Genomic DNA, 23,076 nt, shown 5'->3' with positions numbered 1-23,076 from the left:
AGTCACCGTGGAAGTCACCGTGGAAGTCACCGTGGAAGTCACCGTGGAAGTCACCGTGGAAGTCACCGCGGAAGTCACCCTGTTCTCAGAGCGTTCGACTCGGTGACTTTCGAACGTACTGATGCTGCGCTGCAATCAATTGGTGCTGTATTGGGTTGGAAGCCTGATGGAGATAGTCCGGGGTGCCCCACCCGGCGTATTCACAGGGCAACTGCTTGAAAAGTCTACGGGGCAGATCCATCGTGCTGGCTCTGATTTGCCCAAGAGGTTAAGGTTCAGCTATTCGTAATAGCGCTCGCAGAGAGGCTGTTGGCGGTCATTTACGGGCTGAGTCCTTCTCTGCGATACACCTTAGATAAGGATTCTCCCGCGTGAACCAGCAAAACCTAGCCGACTTCATCTGGAGCGTGGCCGATGTGCTGCGTGGAGACTTCAAGCAGTCGGAGTTCGGTCGCATCATCCTGCCGTTCACCGTTCTGCGTCGTCTGGAGTGTGTGCTGGAGCCAACTCGCGACAAGGTCCGTAGTCAGTACCAGGCCATGCAGTCCATCGGTGTGGATATGGATTTGATTCTTCCCACCGCCGCTGGCGCTACCTTCTACAACGTTTCACAGTTCGCCCTGGACAGTGTCGGCTCCACCAGCACCCGCGCCAACCTGGAGGACTACATCGCCAAGTTCTCCGCCAACTCCCGTCAGGTGTTCGAGCACTTTGCCTTCGATGGTTGGCTGGAGAAATTGGAGAAAGCCAACCTGCTGTACCTGGTGACACAGAAGTTCGCCAGCATCGACTTGCACCCGAACGTCATTAGCAACCACGAAATGGGCCTGGTGTTCGAGCACTTGATCCGCAAGTTTGCCGAGTCGGCCAATGACACCGCTGGGGAGTTCTTTACCCCGCGTGATGTGGTTCGTCTAGCCACCACACTGGTATTTGCTCCTGACCATCAGGCGCTGAATGGCGAGGGCGTGGTGCGTACCGTGTACGACTGCGCCGCCGGAACCGGTGGTTTCCTTTCCTCTGCGATCGAACAAGTGGCCGAGTGGAACTCCAATGCCCGCCTGGTTCCCTATGCCCAGGAATTGAACCCAGAAACCTACGCCATCTCGGTGGCGGATAAGCTGATCCAGGGCTTCGAGACCAAGAACATCAAACTCGGAAACACCCTCTCCAACGATCTACTGCCCCATGAGCAGTTCGACTACTGTCTGGCCAACCCGCCGTTTGGTGTGAAATGGGAGAAGGTGCAAAAGCAGGTGCAGGATGAGCAAACTAACCTCGGTTTCGCCGGGCGCTTCGGTGCTGGTCTACCGCGGGTGGGTGATGGTTCGCTGCTGTTCCTCATGCACCTGCTGTCCAAGCGAAAGCCAGCTGAGCAGGGTGGCACGCGCATCGGTATCGTCCTGTCCGGGTCTCCACTGTTTAACGGTGGTGCGGGCTCGGGCGAGTCGGAGATCCGCCGCTGGATACTGGAGAACGACTGGCTGGAAGCGATCATCGCTCTGCCTAACGACCTGTTCTACAACACCGGCATCGGCACCTATATCTGGGTGCTATCCAACCACAAGGACGCTACGCGCAAAGGTCAGGTGCAACTGATCGATGCCACGGCCATGCACGCACCCATGCGTAAGAGCCTGGGCAGCAAGCGCAAGTTTCTCTCTGAACAGCAGATTGCTGAAATCACCAAGCTGCACGAGGCCGGTGAAAACGCACCAAATAGCAAAGTGTTTGCCACTACCGACTTCGGCTACCGCCGCATCACCGTTGAGCGTCCGTTGCGCCTGCGTTTCTCGGTGACATCGGACAAGCTCGCGACTTATCAAAATACCAAAGGTGCTGATCAAGCCGAAGCTTTTGCCAAAGTCGAAGGCAGCTTCGACAACCTGCCAGCCTTTCTCAAGGCTGCGGGAATCAAGAAGCTCGGTAAGGCCGCACTGAAAGCCGCGCTGGCCTGCTTTGGCGAGCGCGATGCAGAAGCCCAGCCGGTGTTGGACGACAAGGGCAATGTGCAGGCTGATAGCGACCTACGCGAAAACGAGAACGTGCCGCTCAATCAGTCCATCGACGATTACTTCACTCGCGAAGTGCTACCCCATGTGTCAGATGCCTGGATCGATACCGGTAAGCTGGATGCGAAGGATGGTCAGGTCGGCATCGTCGGCTATGAGATCAATTTCAACCGTTACTTCTACGTATACCAACCGCCGCGTGCGCTGGCTGAGATTGACGCCGATCTGAAGGCGGTGGAGGCTGAGATTGCCGCACTGTTGGGGGAGGTGACGGCGTGAGTCATTACAAACCGTACCCGGTGTATAAGGATTCTGGCGTGGAGTGGTTAGGCCTGGTGCCGGAGCATTGGGCTGTCTCGCCACTCAAGTCCGTTGTGACGTTCCGCAGTGGAGGCACTCCCAGCAAAGATAAGCTTGAATTTTGGGATGGCGATATCCCTTGGGCCTCGGCAAAAGACCTCAAAAAGGAACAGCTTGAGGACACGCAAGATCATCTGACGGAACTGGCGGTTACATCTGGTGCCGCATCTCTGGTTCCCGCAGGAAGCGTTTTGGTCGTGGTCAGAGGAATGATTCTGGCGCGGATATTTCCTGTGTCTGAAGCCATGGTACCTATGGCAATCAATCAGGATTTGAAGGCTCTGCATGCGTCGTCGAAGCTGGACGGAAGATTTTTGGCTCATTTGCTCAGAGGGTTAGCTGACGAGTCGCTGCGCCGTCTTGAAGAGGCGGGGCATGGAACAAAGGCTCTCCGTATGGAGGCATGGACATCCATGCAGCTCACAGTTCCACCTAGTGAAGAGCAATGCGCAATTCTTTCCCACCTTGACCATGAGACAGCCCGCATTGACGCGCTGGTGGAGAAGAAAACCCGCTTTATCGAACTGCTGCGCGAAAAGCGCCAGGCGCTGATCACCCATGCCGTCACCAAGGGCCTCGACCCTAGTGTGAAAATGAAAGACTCCGGCGTGGAGTGGCTGGGGGCGGTGCCGGAGCACTGGGAGCTAAAGCCGCTCAAATATATTGGCTCAGCGATCATTGGACTCACTTACTCCCCGGACGATGTGGTTGATGAGACTGATGGCTCTTTGGTTCTGCGATCATCCAATATTCAAGATGGGCGACTGTTTCTTGGTGACAACGTCTATGTGAGCACCAAAATCCCGAATGACCTTCTGACTAGAGAGGGAGACATTCTGATTTGCTCTCGGAACGGGAGTCGCGCTCTGATAGGCAAAAACGCCTTGATTGACAAGAGCGCAGTTGGGCACAGCTTTGGTGCCTTCACCACCGTGTTTCGCAGTGACGCAAACCAGTTCGTTTACCACGTTCTGAATTCAGCACTTTTCAAATTTCAGTCTGGACGTTTCCTGACGACAACTATCAACCAGCTCACAACAGAGACGCTTAATAGCTTTGAAATTCCCTTGCCTCCGCCGGATGAGCAACACCGCATTTCCGATTGGCTCAATAATCGATTGAGTTCTTTGGATAGCCTTTCCGCCAGAACTGAGTTCAGTATCAAACTCCTCAAAGAGCGCCGCGCCGCCCTGATTACCGCCGCCGTCACCGGCCAAATCGACTTGCGGGAGGCAGTATGAGCCAAGGGTATAGCCTCTGCTTGTTTCTGGTAGGCGGTGCGCTTACTGGTCTTGGCCAGACTTACGCGGTCTGGCAGGGCCAGCAGTTGAACAATATGAATCCTGTACCGGAGGTGCTATGAGTCCCACCCCGCCGCTCCATCCGGATACGCAGCTACAACCGTTGCTCGGCAGCTTGGCCGGGCTAATTCGGCAGGCCCGTCAGCAGGCGCTGCGTACCGTGGATGTGTTACAGGTACAAACCTGCTGGGAGATTGGTCGTTATATCGTCGAATTCGAGCAGGGTGGTGAAGCGCGTGCCGTCTATGGCAAAAAACTGCTACCGACCCTGGCCAAGGTACTGAGCGCTGAGTTCGGCAAGGGTTTTGACGCAACAAATCTGCGCCATATGCGTGGCTTTTTCCTGGCCTTTCCAAAATACGACGCACTGCGTCGCGAATTGAGCTGGACGCATTACCGTACGCTGCTCAAGGTGGAAAGCGACACTGCCCGGCAGTGGTACATGGCCGAAGCGGCCACGCAGAATTGGAGTACCCGTGCACTGGAGCGGCAGATCGGTACGCTTTACTACGAGCGCTTACTGGCCAGTCAGGACCGTACCGCGGTGGAGCAGGAGGCCGTGAGCAACGTGCAGGCACTGGGTAAAAGCCCCCGAGAGTTTGTGCGTGACCCGGTACTGTTGGAGTTTCTCGGTTTGCCGAATGCGGGTGCTTTGCTGGAGAGCGACTTGGAGCAGGCGTTGATCCACCAATTGCAGGGCTTCCTGCTAGAGCTGGGCAAGGGCTTCGCTTTTGTTGCACGGCAGCAGCGTATCAGTACCGAAAGCAAAGACTTCTACATCGACCTAGTGTTTTACAACTATCTACTCAAGTGCTTCGTGATTTTCGACCTCAAGCGTGGCGAGCTGACCCATCAGGACATTGGTCAGATGGACATGTATGTGCGCATGTATGACGACCTTAAGCGCGGCCCGGAAGATGGCCCCACGGTTGGCATCATTCTTTGCGCGCAGAAGGATGCTTCGGTAGTGCGTTACTCGGTCTTGCAGGGCAATGAGCAACTCTTTGCCAGCAAGTACAAGTTGGTGCTGCCAACTGAGGAGGAGTTGCGCGCTGAGTTGGATCGCGAGCGGGCCTTGCTGGATGTGAACCCTTCTTTGGGATTGGATTAAACAAGCCGTTGGGCACGTCGGGTTAAATCAGCCGGACTTGAGAATGAATAACGAGGGACGTTATGAACCACATCCACCACGAGTGCGAGCTAGAGCGCCACATCGTCGAGCAACTGACGGCCAACGGTTGGCTGGTCGGAAAGTCCGCCGACTATGACGCGGGGCGAGCGCTGTTTCCGGAGGATGTGTTTCTCTGGTTGGAAAACAGTCAGCCCGACGCAATGGATAAGCTGCGCGCCATAAATGGAACAGGCACCGAAAACGCCGTATTGGATCGCTTGGTCAAACAGCTCGATAACAAGACCGAGGGTGGCACCGTTAATGTGCTGCGTTACGGTTTTGCTATTGCCGGTGGCGGCACGCTGGCGATGAGCCAAGGCCTGCCAGAGGATGACCGCAACGCAACAGTGATCAAACGCTATACCGCCAACCGCCTGCGCGTGGTACCGCAGCTGCGTTACTCCCTGGACAAGGCCGACGAGATCGACCTAGCTTTCTTCATCAACGGCATTCCCGTGGCTACAGTGGAGCTGAAGACCGACTTCACCCAATCAGTACAAGCCGCAATGCAGCAGTACCGCATGGATCGCAAACCTGAGCGGAAAAGTGGTGGCCTGGAGCCGTTGCTGACCTTCAAGCGGGGGGCGGTGGTGCATTTCGCCATGAGCGACAGCGACATTCGCATGACCACTAAACTGGCGGGTGACTCGACTTTTTTCCTGCCGTTCAACCGGGGCAACGATGGCGCAGCGGGCAACCCGTCTGGCGACAATGACAGCTATCCGGTGAGCTACCTCTGGGAGCGAGTGCTCCAAAAAGACAACTGGTTGCATATTTTCCATCGCTTCGTGTTGCAGGAGCGCAAGGAAGCCCAGGACGTCAATGGTAAGACTTATTTCAAGGAAGGCCTGATCTTCCCGCGTTTTCACCAGTGGGAAGGCGTGACCAAGATGATCGATGCCGTGCGCATCGAAGGGGCGGGGCAACCCTACTTAATCCAGCACAGTGCTGGCTCGGGAAAGACCAATACCATCGCCTGGACCGCGCATTCGTTGATCCGTGTTCGACGTCCGGATGGTGATCCGTACTTTCACAGCGTGATCGTGGTGACCGACCGTCAGGTGCTGGATCAGCAGCTCCAGGATGCCATCCAGCAGATCGAGCATCAGGCCGGGGTGGTGTGTGCCATCGACCGTCAGCAATCCAGTTTGCCCAAGAGCCAGCAGTTGGCCAAAGCCATGCTGGAAGGTGTGCCGATTATTGTCTGCACCCTGCAAACCTTTCCCCATGCGCAGAAAATTATTCTTGGCGAGCAGAGTCTACGCACCCGTCGCTTTGCCATCATCATCGATGAGGCGCACAGCTCGACTGGGGGCAGTACCGCTGATGACCTGCGCTACGTACTGACCGGGCAGAGCGAGGCAGAGTGGGAAAACCTCTCCAAGGAAGACCGCCTATCCGTGTGGCAGGCCTCGCGCAGTCGCCCTGGTAACGCCAGCTACTTTGCTTTCACCGCCACGCCCAAGCATTCAACCCTCAGCCTGTTTGGGCGCCCGCGCAACTCGGCGTTGCCCGTGAGCCAGGACAATCCTCCTGCTCCGTTCCACCTCTACACCATGCAGCAGGCTATTGAGGAAGGTTTCATTCTCGATGTGCTGAAGAACTACACCAGTTACAACGTGGCCTTCAAAATCGGTAGCGAGTTTGTCGATGACACGCGTGTGGACGAAAAGAGCGCCAGGCGCAAGCTGGCCAAGTGGCTGGCGCTCAACCCGGTGAACGTCGGGCAGAAAGTGGAACTGATCGCCGAGCATTTTCGCAAGAACGTTGCGCACCTGCTTGGCGGCCAGGCCAAGGCTATGGTGGTGACTAGCTCCCGTGCTGCAGCGGTTAAGTATCACCTGGCGTTGCAGGATTACTGTCAGCGCAAGGGCTACAACAACGTGCAGGCCATGGTGGCTTTCTCTGGAGAAGTGCCTAACAGTGATGTAGAGGAAAGCAGTCTGCCTGCGGATCATCAGTTCAGCGAAACCAACCTAAATCCCGGCTTGCATGGTCGCGATATGCGTAGCGTGTTCGATACGTCGGACTACCGAGTGATGATCGTCGCCAACAAGTACCAAACTGGGTTTGACCAGCCCAAGTTAGTGGCCATGTATCTGGACAAGAAAATCTCCGGTGTTGAGGCTGTGCAGACACTTTCACGTCTGAACCGCACCTTTCCCGGTAAGGACAAGACCTACGTCATCGACTTTGCCAACGAGGCCGAGGAAATCCTCGCAGGGTTCAAAACCTTCTACCGCGATGCCCAGGTGACGGATATTCAGGACCCGAACATCGTTTACGACATCAAACAGCGGCTGGATGGCATGTTCATTTATGAGCAGGCCGAGGTTGAGACGTTCGGCGATGCCATCGTCGATCTGACCGTCACTCACCAGAAACTCTACTCACTGACTCAGTCGGCCACTGACCGCTTCAATGGCAAACTGAAGACGCTCAACGATGCCATCGACCAGTGGGAAAAGGCTTGGGAGTCTGCCCATGACAACGGCGACGACAAAGGTATGGAGTACGCCGATGTGCAGCGCTCCGAGTACTGCAAAACGCGTGACGAACTGATGGTCTTCAGTGAAAGTCTGACCGCGTTCGTGCGTGCCTACGAGTACATCGCGCAACTGGTGGAGTTCGGTGACCCTTCGTTGGAAGCCTTCGCCAGCTACGCACGGCTGCTGCGAAAGCGCCTGAAAGGGATCAGCGCCGAACAGGTCGATTTGGGCGATCTGAAGCTCACCCATTACAAGATCAAAAAAGGCGACGACCTGAGTGGCGTTGGTGTAGCGGCTGAGGTTCCTGGTTTGTATGGCATGACCGACAACGGCCTGCGCGAAGCACGCGACCGTGAGAAAAAGTACCTCATCGAGCTTATCGAGAAACTCAACAACGCCTTTGGTAAGGACATCACCGACACCGACCAAGTGGCCTTTGCCGTGCATGTATCAGAAAAGCTGCGCAGCGACAGTGTGGTCATGGCCCAGGTGCAGAACAACACCATGGATCAGGCCATGAGAGCTGATCTGCCGACAAAAGCCATCCAAGCGATTGCTGGCGCCATGAGCAGCCACGCCAATATGGCGACCAAGCTGTTGAGCGACGAGGCGACGCGAGATGTGTTCCTGACGGTGGTGTATGAGTTGCTGAAAAAGGATGCTGGGGCAGACCTACTGAGTTCGAGCAGGGGTTGAGCTTTCCAAAAAGTAGCATTTAGACAAGCAGGAGACTGAGGAAGCAACCTGCCGCTATGCGTTCAACGTATTGGTTTTAGTCCGTGCCCCAAGAGGCAGACAAGGAGTACAGGTATGGCCGTTTGGTTGGTTCGGGCTGGTTCCGCCGGAGAGTTCGAAGAAAAGTTCATCAGTGAACGACGGGTCTATGTGACGTGGGGGTTGCTGGACGTGGATCTGAGCCGTTTTGAAGAACGTGAGCAGGTGCAAAGCGTGCTGGCTGAGCGTTACCCTGAATCTAAGCCCAAGACTCTGCAAAATTGGAGCAGTCAGGTCTGGCCCTTTGCTCAACGCATGCAGGTGGGTGACTGGGTCGTCATGCCGCTTAAAACCCAGCCGGTCGTCTACATTGGCGAGATCCTTGGTGACTACCAATTTGAGGCGCAAGGCTCCAGCCCTTTCTTTCACTGGCGCTCCGTTCGCTGGATTGGTGAGGCGATTCCACGCGCTCAGTTCTCTCAGGACTTGCTCTATAGCTTCGGCGCGTTCATGACCATCTGTCGTATTCGTCGCAACAACGCCGAATCCCGAATTCGAGCGATGGCAGCTAGTGGCTGGCAGCCTGAAACGATGAAACAGTTGGTGGGCGATTTAGCAACGGCGTCAGATGAGGCCGCGGTGGAAGAGGCTGAAACTGACCTGGAACTCACCGGTAAGGATCATATCGCGCGTTTGATCGCACGGCGCTTCAAGGGGCATCGACTAACTACCCTAGTGGCAGCGATCTTGAAAGCTCAGGGTTTTAGTATTTGGCAGAGCCCGGAGGGAGCCGATGGCGGTGTCGATATTTTGGCCAGCAACGGCGTTATGGGCTTTGGCGAACAAACCATTTGTGTCGAGGTGAAGTCGGGCGATGGTCTTGTCGACCGGCCGACTGTGGATAAGTTGTTGGGGGCGATGAGCAAGTTCAACGCGAGCCAGGGACTGTTCGTGGCTTGGGGTGGGTATCGCAGCACGGTACAAAAGGAGTTGGCGTCCAGCTTTTTCCGTCTGCGTCTCTGGAATCAGAACGATCTGTTGGATCAGCTTTTCTTGTATTACGACCGATTGGACGAGTCCATTAAGTCTGAACTGCCGCTAAAACGCATTTGGACCGTGGCATTGACTGAGGATGTTTAGTCAGTGAAAGGGGAGCAAGCTCCCCTTTTTATTCCGCGCTGCTTTCTGTCAGCTTGTTACCCCGGCGGGCAGATCCTCAATCACTGAGTCCACCTCCCGTTGAGCCAACTCGATCAGATGCACGACGCCCATCGCCACTTTGCGATTTGCACCAGTGAGGTTGTCAGCATTTTCATAGGCGGTGGCGGCAGCGGAGTCCAGGATTGAGCTGGCGTTGACGAGGGCTTCTTCTCGGCTTTGCGTGCCAGAGGCCTTGTCTTGTGTTCCTGTGGTGCCAGGACGTTTTGGACTGCCGCCCTGAGGCAGTATGTAGTACGCCAAGGCGCGATCTGCGGCTTGGGGGTCAATGCTTTCGATACCGGAGGAAACCGGTGGATTGGGCGTTACCTTGAACATGATTGCGCATCTCCAATGTTGGATGGCGCTGCCATAACTTGCGACTAAACGAGTGGGTGGCAGCTGTACGCAGGTTAGTCGACCGGAACATTGGGAACCCGGCGCACCACGAGGGTGCCCTGCGCACAGCCACCATAAAGCGGTAGGCGAAAAAATAGCGCCCGACCGGGAGGTGGCGCTTGTGCGCCCAATGTAGAACTTCCGGGCGACTAAACCCGGTCACTGAATTGGCAGTGACAGGATCAAGACTAGCTACCGAAATTGGCAGGCACAAGCGGTCAGGATTTTCTAGGAAACTTCATTCAAAGGAAAGCGAGTTGTCTTGCTGGCGCTGCAAGATCACTGAAAAAGCGCAGCTGATTTACAGGCGTTAAAAAGCTGAAAGGGGGCACAAGTTCTCTTGCTGGGTCCTGATATTTCCCAGGTATTCAGGACTGACAGGACCCAGCGGGCATCTGGATGTTCACCGCCTTTCAAATGCCGGGCCCAGTCACACGGGTTGGCAATCTGGCCAAGCGATCCCACCCCTCTGCGCTGATCCCGGAGGAGTTCGGCAACCACAATTTTTGCAGCGGCAACTGCTCCAACACGGGCACCGCCGCTGAAGTGATCTGCGATTCCCCTGGGCCTGCCGCGAGCGTCAGATCTCGCAGTGGCAGACGCGCGAGGTGAGCGACTCCGGCATCAGTGAGCCAAGGACTTTCATATAACCCGAGGCGCTGCAGCGGCAGATCGCGCAAACAGGCCAGGTCGGTATCGCGTAGATCCAGACCGCCTATCTCAAGTTGTTCCAACGGCAATCCCAATTCGACGAGCATCCGCAGAGCCTTGCCGTCAATGCCGCGACAAAAGCTGAGATTGAGCCGCTTCAGCGGCAGGCCAGCCAGTTGTTTCAGTTCCTTGCCAGTGATGTCGTTCAATGAAAGGTCCAGCGATTCCAGGTCCAAACCGCGCAGATCTCGCAACGTACGCGCGTCGATGCCTTGCACATCGGAGAGTCCCAAGCGCTTCAGTGGAAACGCGTGCAGCGCATCGAGCCGCTCGATCATTTGCTGTGAAGATTTGAGATCCAGGTCGGCGAGTGGCATGCCTTCCAGTTCCGCTATGTCGTCTTCACAGACATACGAAGATTGCAGCGAAAGCCGTTCGATCGACAGGTCCCGGATGGCGTGGAGCGTTGCGTCGTTTGCGTAACAGTAATCGAGGCTCAGCGACCGCAATGCCGTCAGGTCGCGGAGCCAGGAAGGATCGTCCAGGATTGCGCTATTCCAGCCGAGCGACAACTGTTCGAGTGGATGATGACCCAAGTGCTCCATTCCACGTGAAGTGAGTTCCCCTGCGCGCTCGAATGTGAGTGATCGCAACTTGAGTGGTGACAGTCCGAGCAGGCCGTCGTCGGTGACCTCATCACAACGGTTCAACGACAGTTCCTGCAGTGCGCTACTGCCGAGTTGGTGGAGGAAACGGTCGTCGAAGTCTTCGCCGTAGGTTTCCAACTTCAGCCGGCGCAGCCGTTCGAGTGAAGGAAGGCTGGTAGCATTGTCATTGCGCCAAAAACCGCCGATTTCCAATGTTTCAAGGGCAACGGCTGGCAAGCGTCGCCATACATGCTGATCGCAGCTGAACTTCGGGCTGTTGAGTACCAGCGTACGCAATGGCAGACCAGCAAGAGCGTCAAACCACTCAGGCTTGGCATTCTCCAACTCCACATGGTCGACGGGCAGTCCACGAAGCTGCGACAACAAGACCTCGGGGCGATTTGCATGCGCTGTGGTGTTCAAGTGGGCAATAACGGCGATCGCGGCCGGATCGCACAGGCCCGCAGCGACTCGTAAACCATCCAGTGAAGCCTCTCCGGTGTCGAGCAGATCGCGATAAAGCGAAGCACGCGCTGCAATGTCATCGGGTGTGGCAGAGAGTTGGGCCATCAGAGCGTTGCGGTTCAGCACTGGTTACGAGTCCGAAGTGGGTGAGCCGAAAGGATTGACGCAAGTATTAGCCAGTGAAGTCAGCCTGGTGTCCAGAGACATGGGTGAAAAAAGGGGCGCGAGATGCACAGGGAGTGTTTGAACGATGATCCTGGATGTCCAGGTCAGCGGGCTTGAGCCACCTCCACCCGATCGCGTCCTTTCCCCTTGGCCCCATAAAGCGCTTCATCCGCCACCGATAGCAATCGCGAAAGTTCGTACCCCGATTCCCCTGTGCTCACCAGCCCGATGCTCACACTGAGAAATCCCGGTTCCAGCAGTGCCAGCCCGGAAAATCCGGCCCGAATCCGCTCCGCGACTTCCACTGCCCTCGCTTCGTTGCTATCGCCCAACACACAGGCAAACTCTTCCCCGCCAATGCGTCCGAACACATCGGCCGGGCGCAGGATCTGTGTCGTCATCCGGCTGAAGGCGATCAGCGCCTGGTCCCCCACGGCATGGCCGAAGGTGTCGTTCAGGCGCTTGAAGTGGTCCAGGTCGCAGAGCAGCAGCGCCGCCGACGTCCCGCGACGTTCGCAGTCGGCCAGCAGCGTTTCGCTCTTGAGCATGAACGATCGTCGGTTGCCGATGTTGGTTAGGGGATCGCTGTAGGCCGCCGCCTTGAGCTGGCGTTCGGCGCGTTCCTTGACCATGGCCAGGGTCACGTAGCCGATTCCGACCATGTAGACCATGGACTCGAACAGCAGGAAGGAAAAAAATGGCAGGCCTTCGCCGTTGCCCGCGAACGCGCGGGCCGGGCCCATGCCGGTATCGGCAAAGATCCGCACGCAGTAGAAAAGTGTTTGTAGTGCCGTCAGGGTCAGCGCGGGAAGGTAGGAGGCTTCGAGACGGTGGCGGCTACGCCAGAACTCCAGCAAGGTCAGCCCGCCGTAGCTGGCCGCCAGCGCCGAGTAGGCGGACACCCGCAATGGAAACGACGCCAGGAAGGTCGGCACCAGACACAATGCCAGCCAGGTCGCCGCGCCTGCCAATATGCCCGGCACCGAGGGCGGGCGCCCGGCAAACACTCGCATGGCCGTCCAGTTCATGGCCGCGCTCAGCAACAGGATCACGTTGCCCAGCACTATCGGCACAAAGTCGATCCCCATGCCGCGCAAGCTCCCCAGCAGTAGGCCGAGGGACGCCAGCAACATCATGCTGCCCAGGTAGGCGAGGCAACGCTCGCGGGTTTCACGCAGCCAGGCGTGCAGGCTCAAAAGCCCCATCAGGCAGAAGATGAAGACCGAGACCAGCAACAGCGTCGGGATGTGCAGCAGCGTCATGTTCAGGCAACCCTGTTCAGCTGGCGACCGGGAATAACCCGGGGCGACGGTGGTGGGTGCCAGGGAACACCGCGAGGTGGAAAGCAGGACTTGGCACGTGAGCGAGCACCTTGGTAAACACTCGGCGGGATTGTAGCGATATCTCCGAGGGGCTGCCCGCTTGTTGAGCGGGCCTGCAAGTCAGGATCCTACAGACAGCGTTGAGTTGCCTGACATTCAATGCGGTCACTTCCTTTCGGCCTCGAACGTAAGCTTCGGCAACTGGGCCGAACACCTGATTTTCTGTTTCCGTCGGTCCCTCTCAAGGAGCGAACGACCGTTGAAACAGGGATCTCGTTAACCGTGGGCCATTACGATTCCAGGGGCAATTATTCGCCCACGCCCGGCCCGTGTATTCCTCTGCCGCCTCGCAATTCCGAGCGCCGCGCGCCGCCTCCAACGCCCTATAACGGCGACTTCTACAGCCAGGCAAAACGGGTTATCGAGCACAAGGTGCCGCCCAGCAACTGCCATGTCGGTTTGAAGTTCATTTGGGATAACGGGGAAGGCTTGGGCTGTGATCTGCCCTGTGTGCTAATCCCGGCCAACGGCGATCCCATTCGGATTCGGCTGGATGAGCACAGTCGTTTTGTCGGCAGCATTCCCGACGGGCCTTATCAGGCGCAGATGCTGGCGGATTTCGACACTGAAGAGTTGGCGCTCCGCAGTCGTGCCGAGGTGCAGGCGGCGCTGGAGGCGATCCTCGTTGCGGAGCGTGCTGAAGCGGCGGCGTTGCAAGCCGTCCAGGACGAACGCAGCTTTGTCGCCAACGCGTTCTATACCCATCTGGCGATTGGCAAGGGCGCGCTTTATGGCGCTTGGGGATTGGTCAAAAGCCTCAAGGAATATGGCGACCTACTCAATCCCTTCATTACCTTTGCCAATGTCGTGGTGGCCGCCTGGAACGCTGACGCCTCCAATGGCGGTAGTTGGATTGCCTCCTTTCGCAGCAACTTTTCCCACGAACAGCACCGCGAGCTAGTGGAAGCACTGGGCTTCGATCCCAGCAAGATCACCCGTGAGCAGTTGGCTGAGAGTTACGAAACGGCGTGCTTCGTTATGGACGACGGGCCGAGCCGGGACCTGCTGGCGCGATTTGCCGTCGACTATGTAAAAGCCCAGAACCGCGAAGAGATTGCCGAGTTCAGCGGTGCGGTGGTTTTTGAGATTGTGCTGATCACGCTGTTGGTCATGTACACCGGTGGTGCTGGCGTGGCGGGGAAAGGCACCGCGTCGGTACGCAATCTGGCATTGACCCAGCGTCTGGGCACTGGGCTGAAACGGCTCGGTCAAGGCCTCAAGAACGCTAGAATCAAAAAGGCGGGAAGGGCTGAAGGGAAGGGCGCTGGGGCGCAGGTTGTCAGGCTTGAATGGCCTAAGGAAATTGATCCGGCCACTTTATACCGGCCAGATAGGAAATTAGTAAATGACAAGGATGGTAGGCCCGTTCCCGATGCCCAAGAGCCCCACACCCAGCTTGCAAATAAAAGAGGAAGGAAAGATGAATACAGGCAAGCCAGAGAGTGGCATCTGAACAAAGATGGAAAGCTGGAGCCCAAGCGTGATATCGATTTTACGGATCACAGACGCCCCAGAGAGCATACGAATCCGCATCAGCATGATTTCATTCCAAATCCTACGGGTGGGACGCCAAAGCATGGGCCTGCAAGACCACTGGAGTATCCGTAATGAACTCAGTTACTTTGGCATCCTTCCGAACGGATGGAGCAGTCTTACTACTAAAAGATTTGCTGGAGATCATTCCTGATAATGATTGGGTGTGGTCAGTTCTCGAGTTTCAAGGTGTGGGTTGTGCACCTGATGGCCTGTCTATGGATGAGTATGAGGATTTTCTATTCTCTCAGGAGAGAGGGGACATCATGACGTGGGGACAATTACTTGAGTTCGCACAGTTGATGGAGCAAACGTTCAACTGTCTTGTGGTTGCAGTCAATACGGTCGCTGAAATTATTAAGCCTTCTGATGTTGAAATAGTTCCAGAAACCTATGTTCTAGCTATTGAAGCATTCGATAGTACGCACTGGACACTTTGGAGCGATAGGTCGGAAACTATTCGCGCGGTGAGTCAGCTTTCGGCAGTTAGATTGCTGGACAAAAAACAACGGTGAGAGCTGTTTTTATCGGCTTGGTTGGTAAGTGTTGTATGTGAAAATATTATGGGTGTCACCTTGGAGGTCTACAAGTACAAGCTGAAAGGTCGAGGAGTAGATGGGTAACGGAAAAAATGATACTCAAGGGTACGCAGCTTTTTTAAAGGCCAATGAGGGGCGAAGTCTCTCGAAATTCGAATATCTTTATATGGTGATGAGGACCAGCGCCATAAGTAATGATTTCTATATTTTTTTCAGTAAGCTATTTTGTCCGACTGTTGTTGTAAAGGGGGAAGGCTATTTTATAGAGGAGAATTTTGATAGTGATCGCTATCAAGAGTGCATTGATCAGGGGCAGACAAGCTCAGAAATCGCCGGTTGGCTAAATTTGGTGGAAATCACTGCGCTCTTTGAAGATATGTCCTATGAAGGCGCATGTGCACTGTCAGTTATTATTAGCGATTGTTGGAGTGTCACGTTGGCTAGAGAGTTTCCAGCGTCAGGGTTTATTTCAAAAGTTCTATTTGAGGATGAGCTTGGTGAGGTTTATGTTACCTTGTGTAAAGCCTGAGTCCTGAAGCCGGAGCTTTGTAATCTCTATTTCGTAGTTTTTATCCTCGTGACGCTAAGTCGGATGGTGTCATGCGCGATTTTGGTCTCTTCGGTGGTGTGTGGTTGAGGGGGGCTCACCACGCAACCTCAAGTACATGCGGGCTTTTGCCGAGGCGTGGCCGGACGCGGAATTTGTGCAACAGGCTGCTGCACAATTGCCCTGGGGCCACAATCTGGTGCTACTAGACAAGCTGCCCGGTCCAGAAACTCGCCGCTGGTATGCCGCCAAGGCCATCGAGCACAACTGGTCGCGCAATGTTCTGGTGATGCAGATCGAGAGTGGTCTGCTGGAGCGTAGTGGTAAGGCCGTCAGTAACTTTGAAAATCTCCTACCCAGACCGCACTCCGATCTGGCCCGCGAGTCGCTGAAGGACCCTTACCGCTTCGACTTTCTCGGTCTGACCGTTGATGCGCAGGAGCGTGAAATCGAAGGCGCTCTGGTCAAGCATGTCACCGAGTTCCTTCTGGAGTTGGGTGCAGGTTTTGCGTTCGTCGGCCAGCAAGTGCTGTTGGATGTGGGCGGTGACGAGTTCTTCATCGACCTGCTGTTCTACCACCTGAAGCTGCGCTGCTATGTGGTCATCGAACTCAAGGCCGGCAAGTTCAAGCCTGAGCACCTGGGACAGTTGAGCTTTTACCTTGCTGCGGTGGATGGCCAGATCAAGCACCCGCAGGACGGTCCCACCATTGGCCTGCTGCTGTGCAAGAGCAAGAACAAGGTCGTGGCTGAATACGCGCTACGTGATAACGCCCGCCCCATTGGGGTGGCCGAATATCAGTTGGTGGAATCGCTACCGGCGGAGCTGCAAACCAGCCTGCCTAGTATCGAACAGATCGAGCGCGAATTGGCAGGTGATGACGCATCCACGGAAGAGGACTCGCAATGACCGAACAGGCTCACAACCCTACCAACTTTCAAAAGGCATTAAAAAGCCGGCTTGTGGCCGGCTTCTCGGGGACGGGTTTGGCTTATTTTTGGTAAGCCTCACTCGCCTTCAAAATGGACATCCAGACATTCAAGTCCGGTTGTGGGACACCGCGCAGTTGTATCGCGCCGCGTCGTGGGCAATCTGGCCTGCTGCAAGCAGGACGCTGCCCAAATGTGCCGCGCAGGATACCGACATTTACGACAGAAGCCCAGCGAAAACCACACGCCAGAGCTGTCGTTTTCAGACAAGAAGGGATTTGTCCCCTATTTGGACGGCACCGGCGGCCGTCGCTTGTTCAGCGTCGACCACCAGAACACCCAACCCAGTATCCGGATGGTCTGTTCGTCGATCTGCTCCGCGGTGAACACTTCGTCCGGATACTCGGCGCTGTTGTGGCTGCGCAACCGCAAGGCCCCCGACGGCAGGCGGTAGACATATTTCACCCGCAACATGCCGTCGTGCTCCAGCGCGTAGATTTCGCCGTCCACCACCTGGGTCAGGCTGCGGTCGATGGCGATGGTGGAGCCGTCCTGGATTTTTTCCGACATGGCGTTGCCGGTCATGGGCGCGCAGATGGCCTGGTCCGGCTCGACCCCCATGGCCTGCAGGATGCGATAGGGCAGACGGACCTTGCGCCCGGGGATGGCCGCGATCCGGGTCTGGTTCGAGCCAGGGGCCGTCGGGGTTTCCTTGTACAGCGGCACTTGCACGTCGTTGCGCTCGGTCGCCGCCAGGTCGTCGTGGGCCGAGTAAGGGGTGGTGTTCTGGGGGGGCAGCGTTTCGCGTTTATCCTCCGCCTCGCTGGTCGTGCCGCCAGGGTGCTTGGGCCCTTCGCCGGCGCGTAGCCAGCGGCTGTTGACACACAACAGCTCGGCGATCTCGTCCAGCCGCGCCATGGGAATACCGCGCTTGAACCAGTTGTTGACGTGCTGCGGCGTCACTTGCCGGTTGGCAGCGAAGTCCGAAGCGGATAGGTGGCACTCCCGCAGGAGGGCCCTTAAGCGATCACCTGATGTATTCATGAACACAGAGTTTACTGGCGTGCTACATCCGTTTAAATAAACGAGGTGTTCAAAAATGGCCCCTGAAAACACACAAGTTGATTGAGATTGTTCAGTATTCCTACATCCAATGAGTCGTACTTGATTCATTGTGTTTATTGATTAAAGACTTTGTTTGCCGATTGGTAAACAGGCATAAAAAAACCCCGGCAAGCCGGGGTTCTTCGATTCGCGCCAGGGCGCGGCGGATCAGCCCTTGTAAGCGGCGACCGACTTGGTGATTTCGGCGCGGGCGGCTTCGGCATCGCCCCAACCTTCGATTTTCACCCACTTGCCTTTCTCGAGATCCTTGTAGTTCTCGAAGAAGTGCTTGATCTGCTCCAGCAGCAGCGGTGGCAGGTCGGTGTATTCCTTCACGTCGACGTACAGCTGGGACAGCTTGTCGTGCGGAACCGCCAGGACCTTGGCGTCGCCGCCGCCGTCGTCGGTCATGTGCAGGATGCCGACCGGACGGGCGCGGATCACCGAACCTGGCGCAACCGGGTAAGGGGTCACGACCAGCACGTCGAGGGGGTCACCGTCGTCAGCCAGGGTGTTGGGGATGAAGCCGTAGTTGGCCGGGTAGAACATCGGGGTGGCCATGAAACGGTCAACGAACAGGCAATCGCTGTCTTTGTCGATTTCGTACTTGATCGGCGCGTGGTTGGCCGGAATCTCGATCGCGACGTAGATGTCGTTCGGCAGGTCTTTGCCAGCCGGAATCTTGCTGTAGCTCATTGGGCGATGCCCCCGTTGGTTGATCAGAAAACTTGGCCGGTTTGACCAAAAAGTGGCGGGGATTATAGGCATATTCCAGAGGCGATGCCACGGGCGACGGGACGTGCGGAATACCACCTTGGTCGGGGCGGGGTTGCCGGTGCTCTGCTGCGATCGGCTTGCGAGCGCTATCGCCAGCAAGCTGGCTCCTACAGGGGGTGAGTGCTGCCGGGGCCTTGGTAGCGCGGGTCGTGGGCCTGCAGGTGCTGCAGCCGTGCCAGCGGATCCTGACGGTAGAACGTCCGCAATTGCTCGTACACCCGCGGGTAGGCCGTGGCCAGGATATCCGGGGCACTGAAGAAATATTCGCTGGTCACCGCGAAGAATTCCGCCGGGTTTTCCGCCGCATAAGGATCAATGGCGGTTTGAGCATGGGGATTGCGGTCCAGCTGGCGATTGAGGTCGTTGTAGGCGTGTTGCATGACCTTGGCCCAGTCGCCCACGCGCATGTTGCCGTGCAGCGGCGGTAGGCCGTTGGCGTTGCCGTTGAGCATGTCGAGCTTGTGCGCCAGTTCGTGGATCACCAGGTTGTAGCCTTCCCAGCCGCCGCTGGCCTCTACGCCGGGCCACGCCAGGATCACCGGGCCCTGTTGCCAGGCTTCGCCGCTGTGCTCGGCGTCCCACTCGTGCTCCACGCCGCTGGCATCGCGATGGCGCTGGGGGCTGAGGAAGTCGTCCGGGTAGAGCACGATTTCATGGAAGCCCTGGTACCAGTTCAACTCCCCCAGGTGCAGCAGCGGCAGTTGCGCCTGGGCGGCCAGCAGCAGGCGGCGTTCCTGGTCCAGTTCCACCCCCGGTAGGGCGCTCAGGTGCTTGTCGTCGAGAAACAGCACGCTGTGCTCGCGCAGCCAGCGATCCTCGGCGTCGCTCAGGCCGTCGAGGAAGCTCAGGTGCTCGCGGACCCTTTGCCAGGTTTCATCGGCAACCGGATGGCGGGCCAGCGTTCGCCGGCGCCGCCAGGCACTCAGTGACCACACGGGATCAATGCGTACCGGCTTTTGCGGCGTTGCCGAAGCGGCTGCGGACCACGCTGATGATCATCGGCAGCAGCGACACCAGGATGATGCCGATCACCAGCAGCGACAGGTTTTTCTTGATGAACGGTACGTTGCCGAAGAAGTAGCCGAGGGTGACCAGGCCGCCAACCCAGAGCACGGTGCCGAGGATGCTGAACAGGAAGAAGCGCACATAGGGCATTTTGCCGACGCCGGCGACGAACGGCGCGAACGTCCGCAGGATCGGCAGGAAGCGCGCCAGGGTCACGGTCTTGCCGCCGTGGCGGTCGTAGAACTCGTGGGTCTTTTGCAGGTAGTCGCGACGGAAGATCTTCGAGTTCGGATTGCTGAAGAGTTTCTCCCCTGCCGTTCGTCCGATGAGGTAGTTGGTGCTGTCACCGAGGATCGCCGCCAGCATCAGCAGGCCGGCCAGCAGCACAGGGTCCATGCCGCCGCCCGCGGCCACTGCGCCGGCGATGAACAGCAGCGAATCGCCCGGCAGGAAGGGCGTCACCACCAGGCCGGTTTCGCAGAAGATCACCAGGAACAGGATGGCGTAGATCCAGGCCCCGTAGTTGTTCACCAGCATGTCGAGGTAGACATCGAGATGCAGGATTATGTCGATTGGGTTGAAATCCATGGGGGGCACCTGTGTGGACAGTCCGGCTCGGCGGACCTGTGCAAGGACAATAGAGATACGTAGTTAACTACAGGGAATGTCGTTTTTTCGTACATTCCGTGGGAAATCGGGATTATAAGAGGTCGGGAGATTTCTGCCTGCCGAGTTTGTAGCGGGGAATGTCGGGCATGGGCTGCACATACCCCGCAGGAGCCGTCGGTCGACGCTCCTGCAAGGGGGCACGTTGCTGACTATTTTTCGTCAATCGGCAGCACGTAGTTCTTGAATTCGGTGTCTGCGCGAAAGCCGATGGATTCGTAGGTCTTCTGTGCCACCAGGTTGTCGCTGCTGGTGGACACCCGCAGACGGACGGCCTGGGTCTCACGGGCCATTTTCTTCGCGGTGCGCATCAGGTTGTCGGCCACCAGTTGGCGACGGGCATCCTCGGCCACGTAGATGTCGTTGAGGATCCACACCCGCTTGAGCGAGAGCGAAGAGAAACTGGGATACAACTGGCAGAAACCGAGCAGCTTCTTGTCGTCATCGTCCGCCAAGGCCAGGTAAATCACCGACTCTTTGCGCCGTAGGCGTTTTTCCAGAAAGCTGCGGGACGAATCCGGGTAAGGCAACTCGCCGTAGAATTCACGGTATTTGACGAACAGGGGCGTCAGCAGGTCCAGATGTTCCAGGGTCGCTTGAGTAATCCGCATAGGTCAGGCCTCAATTTCATGGATATGACTGCAAACGGTTCACTCGGGCAGCCGCAACGCCGATGCTGCCCAAAGCGACGGAAAAGCGCAATCCGGATGATATTCAGGCTTGGGGCGGGCCCAGTAGGAAGTTGCCGTTTGAATGGACATCCGATTCGCTCTCCAGCGTTTGCACTTGAGCCTCGTCCTTGAGATTGACCCCCGATAATTGTCGGCGGCAGGCTTCTTTCATCAAATACAGCAGTTTGTGTGCAGCCATGCCATAACTCATGCCCTCCAGGCGCACGTTGGAGATGCAGTTGCGGTAGGCGTCGGTCAGGCCCACCTTGGGATTATAGGTGAAATACAGGCCCAGGCTGTCCGGCGAACTGAGGCCGGGGCGCTCTCCGATGAGGATCACGGTCATTTTCGCCCCCAGCAGTTCGCCGATTTCGTCGGCCACCGCGACCCGGCCCTGTTCCACCAGGATCACCGGCGACAGTGACCAGCCCTCAGCCTGGATCTGTTCCTCCAGGCGGGCGAGGAAGGGCAGGGTATGCCGATGCACCGCCAGCGCCGACAGGCCGTCGGCGACCACGATGGCCAGGTCGACACCGCCCGGGTGGGCGGCCGCATGCGCCTTGAGCAACTGCGCCGAGGCAGCGTTGAGCTTGCGGCCCAGGTCCGGGCGTTGCAGGTAGCTGTGGCGATCCTCGGCGGCGCTGTGCAGCAGCAGGCTGGCGCGGCCGCGTTCGGCCAGTTGCGTGCTCAGGCCGGCGTGGTCGAACGGCAGGTGCACGGCGTCGCGGGCCTGGGCGTGGGCGAACTGGAAATCCAGCTGCGCGCCGGTGGGCAGGCTGGTGCCGCTGCGGCCCAGGGCAATGCGTGCCGGCGTCAGGCGGCGCAGGGCCAGCCAGGGGTTGTCGTGGTCGAGGTCGTTGGCCATGTCGTTCATCCCAGCTGTGCCAGCGCCTGGCGGAAGGCCGGTGGCAGGTTATTGCCGAATCGCACCTTGCCGTCGGCCTGGGTAAAGATCCCCATCTTCGCCAGCCATTGTTCGAACTCCGGCGCGGGCTTCAGGCCCAGGGTCTGGCGGGCGTAGAGCGCGTCGTGGAAGGAGGTGGTCTGGTAGTTGAGCATGATGTCGTCGGAGCCGGGGATGCCCATGATGAAGTTGATCCCGGCCACCCCGAGCAGGGTCAGCAGGGTGTCCATGTCGTCCTGGTCGGCCTCGGCGTGGTTGGTGTAGCAGATATCGCAACCCATGGGCACGCCCAGCAGCTTGCCGCAGAAATGGTCTTCGAGGCCGGCGCGGATGATCTGCTTGCCGTTGTAGAGGTATTCCGGGCCGATGAAACCGACCACGGTGTTGACCAGGAACGGCTTGAAATGCCGGGCCACGGCGTAGGCGCGGGTTTCGCAGGTCTGCTGGTCGACGCCGAAGTGGGCGTTGGCCGACAAGGCGCTGCCCTGGCCGGTTTCGAAATACATCAGGTTTTGCCCGAGGGTGCCGCGATTCAGGCTCAGGCCGGCGTCGTAGCCTTCCTGCAGGACGCTCAGGCTGATGCCGAAACTGGCGTTGGCCGCTTCGGTGCCGGCGATCGACTGGAACACCAGGTCCAACGGCACGCCACGGTTGATCGCCTCGATGGAGGTGGTGACGTGGGTCAGCACGCAGGCCTGGGTGGGGATTTCGTAACGCTGGATGACCGCGTCGAGCATGTGCAGCAGGTCGCAGATCGACGACAGGCTGTCGGTGGCCGGGTTGATGCCGATCATGGCGTCGCCGTTGCCGTAGAGCAGACCGTCGAGGACGCTGGCGGCGATGCCGGCCGGATCGTCCGTGGGGTGGTTGGGCTGCAGGCGGGTCGACAGGCGACCGCGCAGGCCCAGGGTGCCGCGGAATTTCGTCACCACGCGGATTTTCTGCGCCACCAGCACCAGGTCCTGGACGCGCATGATCTTCGAGACGGCGGCGGCCATTTCCGGGGTCAGGCCCGGGGCCAGGGCGCGCAGGCTCTGTTCGTCGGCGGCGTCGCTGAGCAGCCAGTCGCGCAGGCCGCCGACGGTCAGGTGGCTGACGGCGGCGAAAGCCTGTTTGTCGTGGGTGTCGACGATCAGGCGGGTGACTTCGTCGGATTCGTAGGGGATCAGCATTTCCTCGAGGAAATGCTTGAGGGGAATATTGGCCAGGGTCATCTGGGCCGCGACCCGTTCGCCGTCGTTGAGGGCGGCGACTCCGGCCAGGAAATCGCCGGAGCGGGCGGGACTGGCCTTGGCCATGACGTCCTTGAGGCTGTCGAAACGATAGGTCTGGGCGCCGACGGAATGGGCGAATGTGGCCATGGGGCGGTGTCCTCCTGAACCTTTGCAAGCGATGAATGTAGCTGTAGGAGCCAGCTTGCTGGCGATGGCGGCCGATCAGATGATGC

18 protein-coding genes and 1 pseudogene are annotated in these 23,076 nt (G+C 57.8%); 9 read left to right on the top strand and 10 right to left on the bottom strand.

Annotation, left to right across the window (positions count from 1 at the left end):
- Positions 1-371: 371 nt before the first annotated feature.
- The 5 genes from UCMB321_RS24260 (at position 372) to UCMB321_RS24240 (ending at position 9,187) form a co-directional block, all read left to right on the top strand.
- The gene (locus tag UCMB321_RS24260; RefSeq protein ID WP_040071214.1) at positions 372-2,291 is read left to right on the top strand and encodes a type I restriction-modification system subunit M; all 1,920 of its coding nucleotides are present in this window, start codon (positions 372-374) and stop codon (positions 2,289-2,291) included.
- Positions 2,288-3,613, top strand: coding sequence for a restriction endonuclease subunit S (locus UCMB321_RS24255; RefSeq protein WP_209437202.1), 1,326 nt, complete (start codon positions 2,288-2,290; stop codon positions 3,611-3,613). The genes UCMB321_RS24260 and UCMB321_RS24255 overlap by 4 nt, the downstream gene beginning before the upstream one ends.
- Positions 3,614-3,731: 118 nt before the next feature.
- The gene (locus UCMB321_RS24250; protein WP_040071213.1) at positions 3,732-4,784 is read left to right on the top strand and encodes a PDDEXK nuclease domain-containing protein; all 1,053 of its coding nucleotides are present in this window, start codon (positions 3,732-3,734) and stop codon (positions 4,782-4,784) included.
- A 62-nt stretch (positions 4,785-4,846) separates the two neighbouring features.
- Positions 4,847-8,029 carry a type I restriction endonuclease subunit R gene (locus UCMB321_RS24245; RefSeq protein ID WP_040071212.1) on the top strand — a complete coding sequence of 1,061 codons (3,183 nt, stop codon included), beginning with the start codon at positions 4,847-4,849 and terminating at the stop codon, positions 8,027-8,029.
- A gap of 114 nt (positions 8,030-8,143) precedes the next feature.
- Complete coding sequence (locus UCMB321_RS24240; RefSeq protein ID WP_040071211.1) at positions 8,144-9,187, top strand: restriction endonuclease; 1,044 nt, start codon at positions 8,144-8,146, stop codon at positions 9,185-9,187.
- A gap of 48 nt (positions 9,188-9,235) precedes the next feature.
- Here UCMB321_RS24240 and UCMB321_RS24235 read toward each other — a convergent pair whose 3' ends face one another.
- The 3 genes from UCMB321_RS24235 to UCMB321_RS24225 form a co-directional block, all read right to left on the bottom strand.
- Entirely contained in the window at positions 9,236-9,583 is a 348-nt protein-coding gene (locus UCMB321_RS24235) for a DUF6124 family protein (protein WP_040071210.1), read from the bottom strand.
- A 473-nt stretch (positions 9,584-10,056) separates the two neighbouring features.
- Positions 10,057-11,511, bottom strand: a complete 1,455-nt coding sequence (locus UCMB321_RS24230) for a leucine-rich repeat domain-containing protein (protein WP_040071209.1) — start codon at positions 11,509-11,511, stop codon at positions 10,057-10,059.
- 164 nt (positions 11,512-11,675) lie between these two features.
- Positions 11,676-12,833: a GGDEF domain-containing protein gene (locus UCMB321_RS24225; RefSeq protein WP_040071208.1), complete on the bottom strand. Its 1,158-nt coding sequence runs from the start codon at positions 12,831-12,833 to the stop codon at positions 11,676-11,678.
- A gap of 342 nt (positions 12,834-13,175) precedes the next feature.
- Between UCMB321_RS24225 and UCMB321_RS24220 the strand changes: the two genes are divergently transcribed.
- The 4 genes and pseudogenes from UCMB321_RS24220 to UCMB321_RS24205 form a co-directional block, all read left to right on the top strand.
- A complete protein-coding gene (locus UCMB321_RS24220; RefSeq protein WP_157016051.1) occupies positions 13,176-14,561 on the top strand; it encodes a hypothetical protein in 1,386 nt (461 codons plus the stop codon).
- Positions 14,561-15,001, top strand: a complete 441-nt coding sequence (locus UCMB321_RS24215) for a hypothetical protein (protein ID WP_052451349.1) — start codon at positions 14,561-14,563, stop codon at positions 14,999-15,001. Before UCMB321_RS24220 ends, UCMB321_RS24215 begins: the two co-directional genes overlap by 1 nt.
- A gap of 100 nt (positions 15,002-15,101) precedes the next feature.
- Positions 15,102-15,554 (top strand): hypothetical protein, encoded by a 453-nt coding sequence (locus UCMB321_RS24210; protein WP_040071207.1) that lies wholly within the window; start codon positions 15,102-15,104, stop codon positions 15,552-15,554.
- Positions 15,555-15,657: 103 nt separating this feature from the next.
- Positions 15,658-16,482 (top strand): annotated as a pseudogene (locus UCMB321_RS24205) (PDDEXK nuclease domain-containing protein); the annotation flags it as partial.
- A gap of 305 nt (positions 16,483-16,787) precedes the next feature.
- Here the strand turns inward: UCMB321_RS24205 and UCMB321_RS24200 are convergent.
- From UCMB321_RS24200 to UCMB321_RS24170, 7 genes are all read right to left on the bottom strand, one after another.
- A complete protein-coding gene (locus tag UCMB321_RS24200) occupies positions 16,788-17,546 on the bottom strand; it encodes a LexA family transcriptional regulator (RefSeq protein ID WP_040071206.1) in 759 nt (252 codons plus the stop codon).
- Positions 17,547-17,774: 228 nt separating this feature from the next.
- Complete coding sequence (gene ppa, locus UCMB321_RS24195; RefSeq protein WP_040071205.1) at positions 17,775-18,302, bottom strand: inorganic diphosphatase; 528 nt, start codon at positions 18,300-18,302, stop codon at positions 17,775-17,777.
- Positions 18,303-18,490: 188 nt separating this feature from the next.
- Positions 18,491-19,318 carry a M90 family metallopeptidase gene (locus tag UCMB321_RS24190; protein WP_040071204.1) on the bottom strand — a complete coding sequence of 276 codons (828 nt, stop codon included), beginning with the start codon at positions 19,316-19,318 and terminating at the stop codon, positions 18,491-18,493.
- A 4-nt stretch (positions 19,319-19,322) separates the two neighbouring features.
- Positions 19,323-19,976 (bottom strand): DedA family protein, encoded by a 654-nt coding sequence (locus tag UCMB321_RS24185; protein ID WP_040071203.1) that lies wholly within the window; start codon positions 19,974-19,976, stop codon positions 19,323-19,325.
- A 230-nt stretch (positions 19,977-20,206) separates the two neighbouring features.
- On the bottom strand, positions 20,207-20,665 hold the full coding sequence (locus tag UCMB321_RS24180) for a GNAT family N-acetyltransferase (RefSeq protein WP_040071202.1): 459 nt from the start codon (positions 20,663-20,665) through the stop codon (positions 20,207-20,209).
- 103 nt (positions 20,666-20,768) lie between these two features.
- A complete protein-coding gene (gene eutC, locus UCMB321_RS24175; RefSeq protein ID WP_040071201.1) occupies positions 20,769-21,599 on the bottom strand; it encodes an ethanolamine ammonia-lyase subunit EutC in 831 nt (276 codons plus the stop codon).
- Positions 21,596-22,990 carry an ethanolamine ammonia-lyase subunit EutB gene (locus UCMB321_RS24170; RefSeq protein WP_040071200.1) on the bottom strand — a complete coding sequence of 465 codons (1,395 nt, stop codon included), beginning with the start codon at positions 22,988-22,990 and terminating at the stop codon, positions 21,596-21,598. Before UCMB321_RS24170 ends, eutC begins: the two co-directional genes overlap by 4 nt.
- Between the last annotated feature and the right edge of the window lie 86 nt (positions 22,991-23,076).

Origin of the sequence: Pseudomonas batumici, assembly GCF_000820515.1 — a bacterium.
Lineage (GTDB): Bacteria > Pseudomonadota > Gammaproteobacteria > Pseudomonadales > Pseudomonadaceae > Aquipseudomonas > Aquipseudomonas batumici.
Note: the sequence above shows the minus strand (reverse complement) of the source record. Positions and strands in the feature narration are given on the sequence as shown.

Coding starts and splice junctions, on each gene's coding strand:
- UCMB321_RS24250 (WP_040071213.1), top strand. CDS start 3,732: ATGAGTCCCACCCCGCCGCTCCATCCGGATACGCAGCTACAACCGTTG.
- UCMB321_RS24245 (WP_040071212.1), top strand. CDS start 4,847: ATGAACCACATCCACCACGAGTGCGAGCTAGAGCGCCACATCGTCGAG.
- UCMB321_RS24240 (WP_040071211.1), top strand. CDS start 8,144: ATGGCCGTTTGGTTGGTTCGGGCTGGTTCCGCCGGAGAGTTCGAAGAA.
- UCMB321_RS24235 (WP_040071210.1), bottom strand. CDS start 9,583: ATGTTCAAGGTAACGCCCAATCCACCGGTTTCCTCCGGTATCGAAAGC.
- UCMB321_RS24230 (WP_040071209.1), bottom strand. CDS start 11,511: ATGGCCCAACTCTCTGCCACACCCGATGACATTGCAGCGCGTGCTTCG.
- UCMB321_RS24225 (WP_040071208.1), bottom strand. CDS start 12,833: ATGACGCTGCTGCACATCCCGACGCTGTTGCTGGTCTCGGTCTTCATC.
- UCMB321_RS24215 (WP_052451349.1), top strand. CDS start 14,561: ATGAACTCAGTTACTTTGGCATCCTTCCGAACGGATGGAGCAGTCTTA.
- UCMB321_RS24210 (WP_040071207.1), top strand. CDS start 15,102: ATGGGTAACGGAAAAAATGATACTCAAGGGTACGCAGCTTTTTTAAAG.
- UCMB321_RS24200 (WP_040071206.1), bottom strand. CDS start 17,546: ATGAATACATCAGGTGATCGCTTAAGGGCCCTCCTGCGGGAGTGCCAC.
- ppa (WP_040071205.1), bottom strand. CDS start 18,302: ATGAGCTACAGCAAGATTCCGGCTGGCAAAGACCTGCCGAACGACATC.
- UCMB321_RS24185 (WP_040071203.1), bottom strand. CDS start 19,976: ATGGATTTCAACCCAATCGACATAATCCTGCATCTCGATGTCTACCTC.
- UCMB321_RS24180 (WP_040071202.1), bottom strand. CDS start 20,665: ATGCGGATTACTCAAGCGACCCTGGAACATCTGGACCTGCTGACGCCC.
- eutC (WP_040071201.1), bottom strand. CDS start 21,599: ATGAACGACATGGCCAACGACCTCGACCACGACAACCCCTGGCTGGCC.
- UCMB321_RS24170 (WP_040071200.1), bottom strand. CDS start 22,990: ATGGCCACATTCGCCCATTCCGTCGGCGCCCAGACCTATCGTTTCGAC.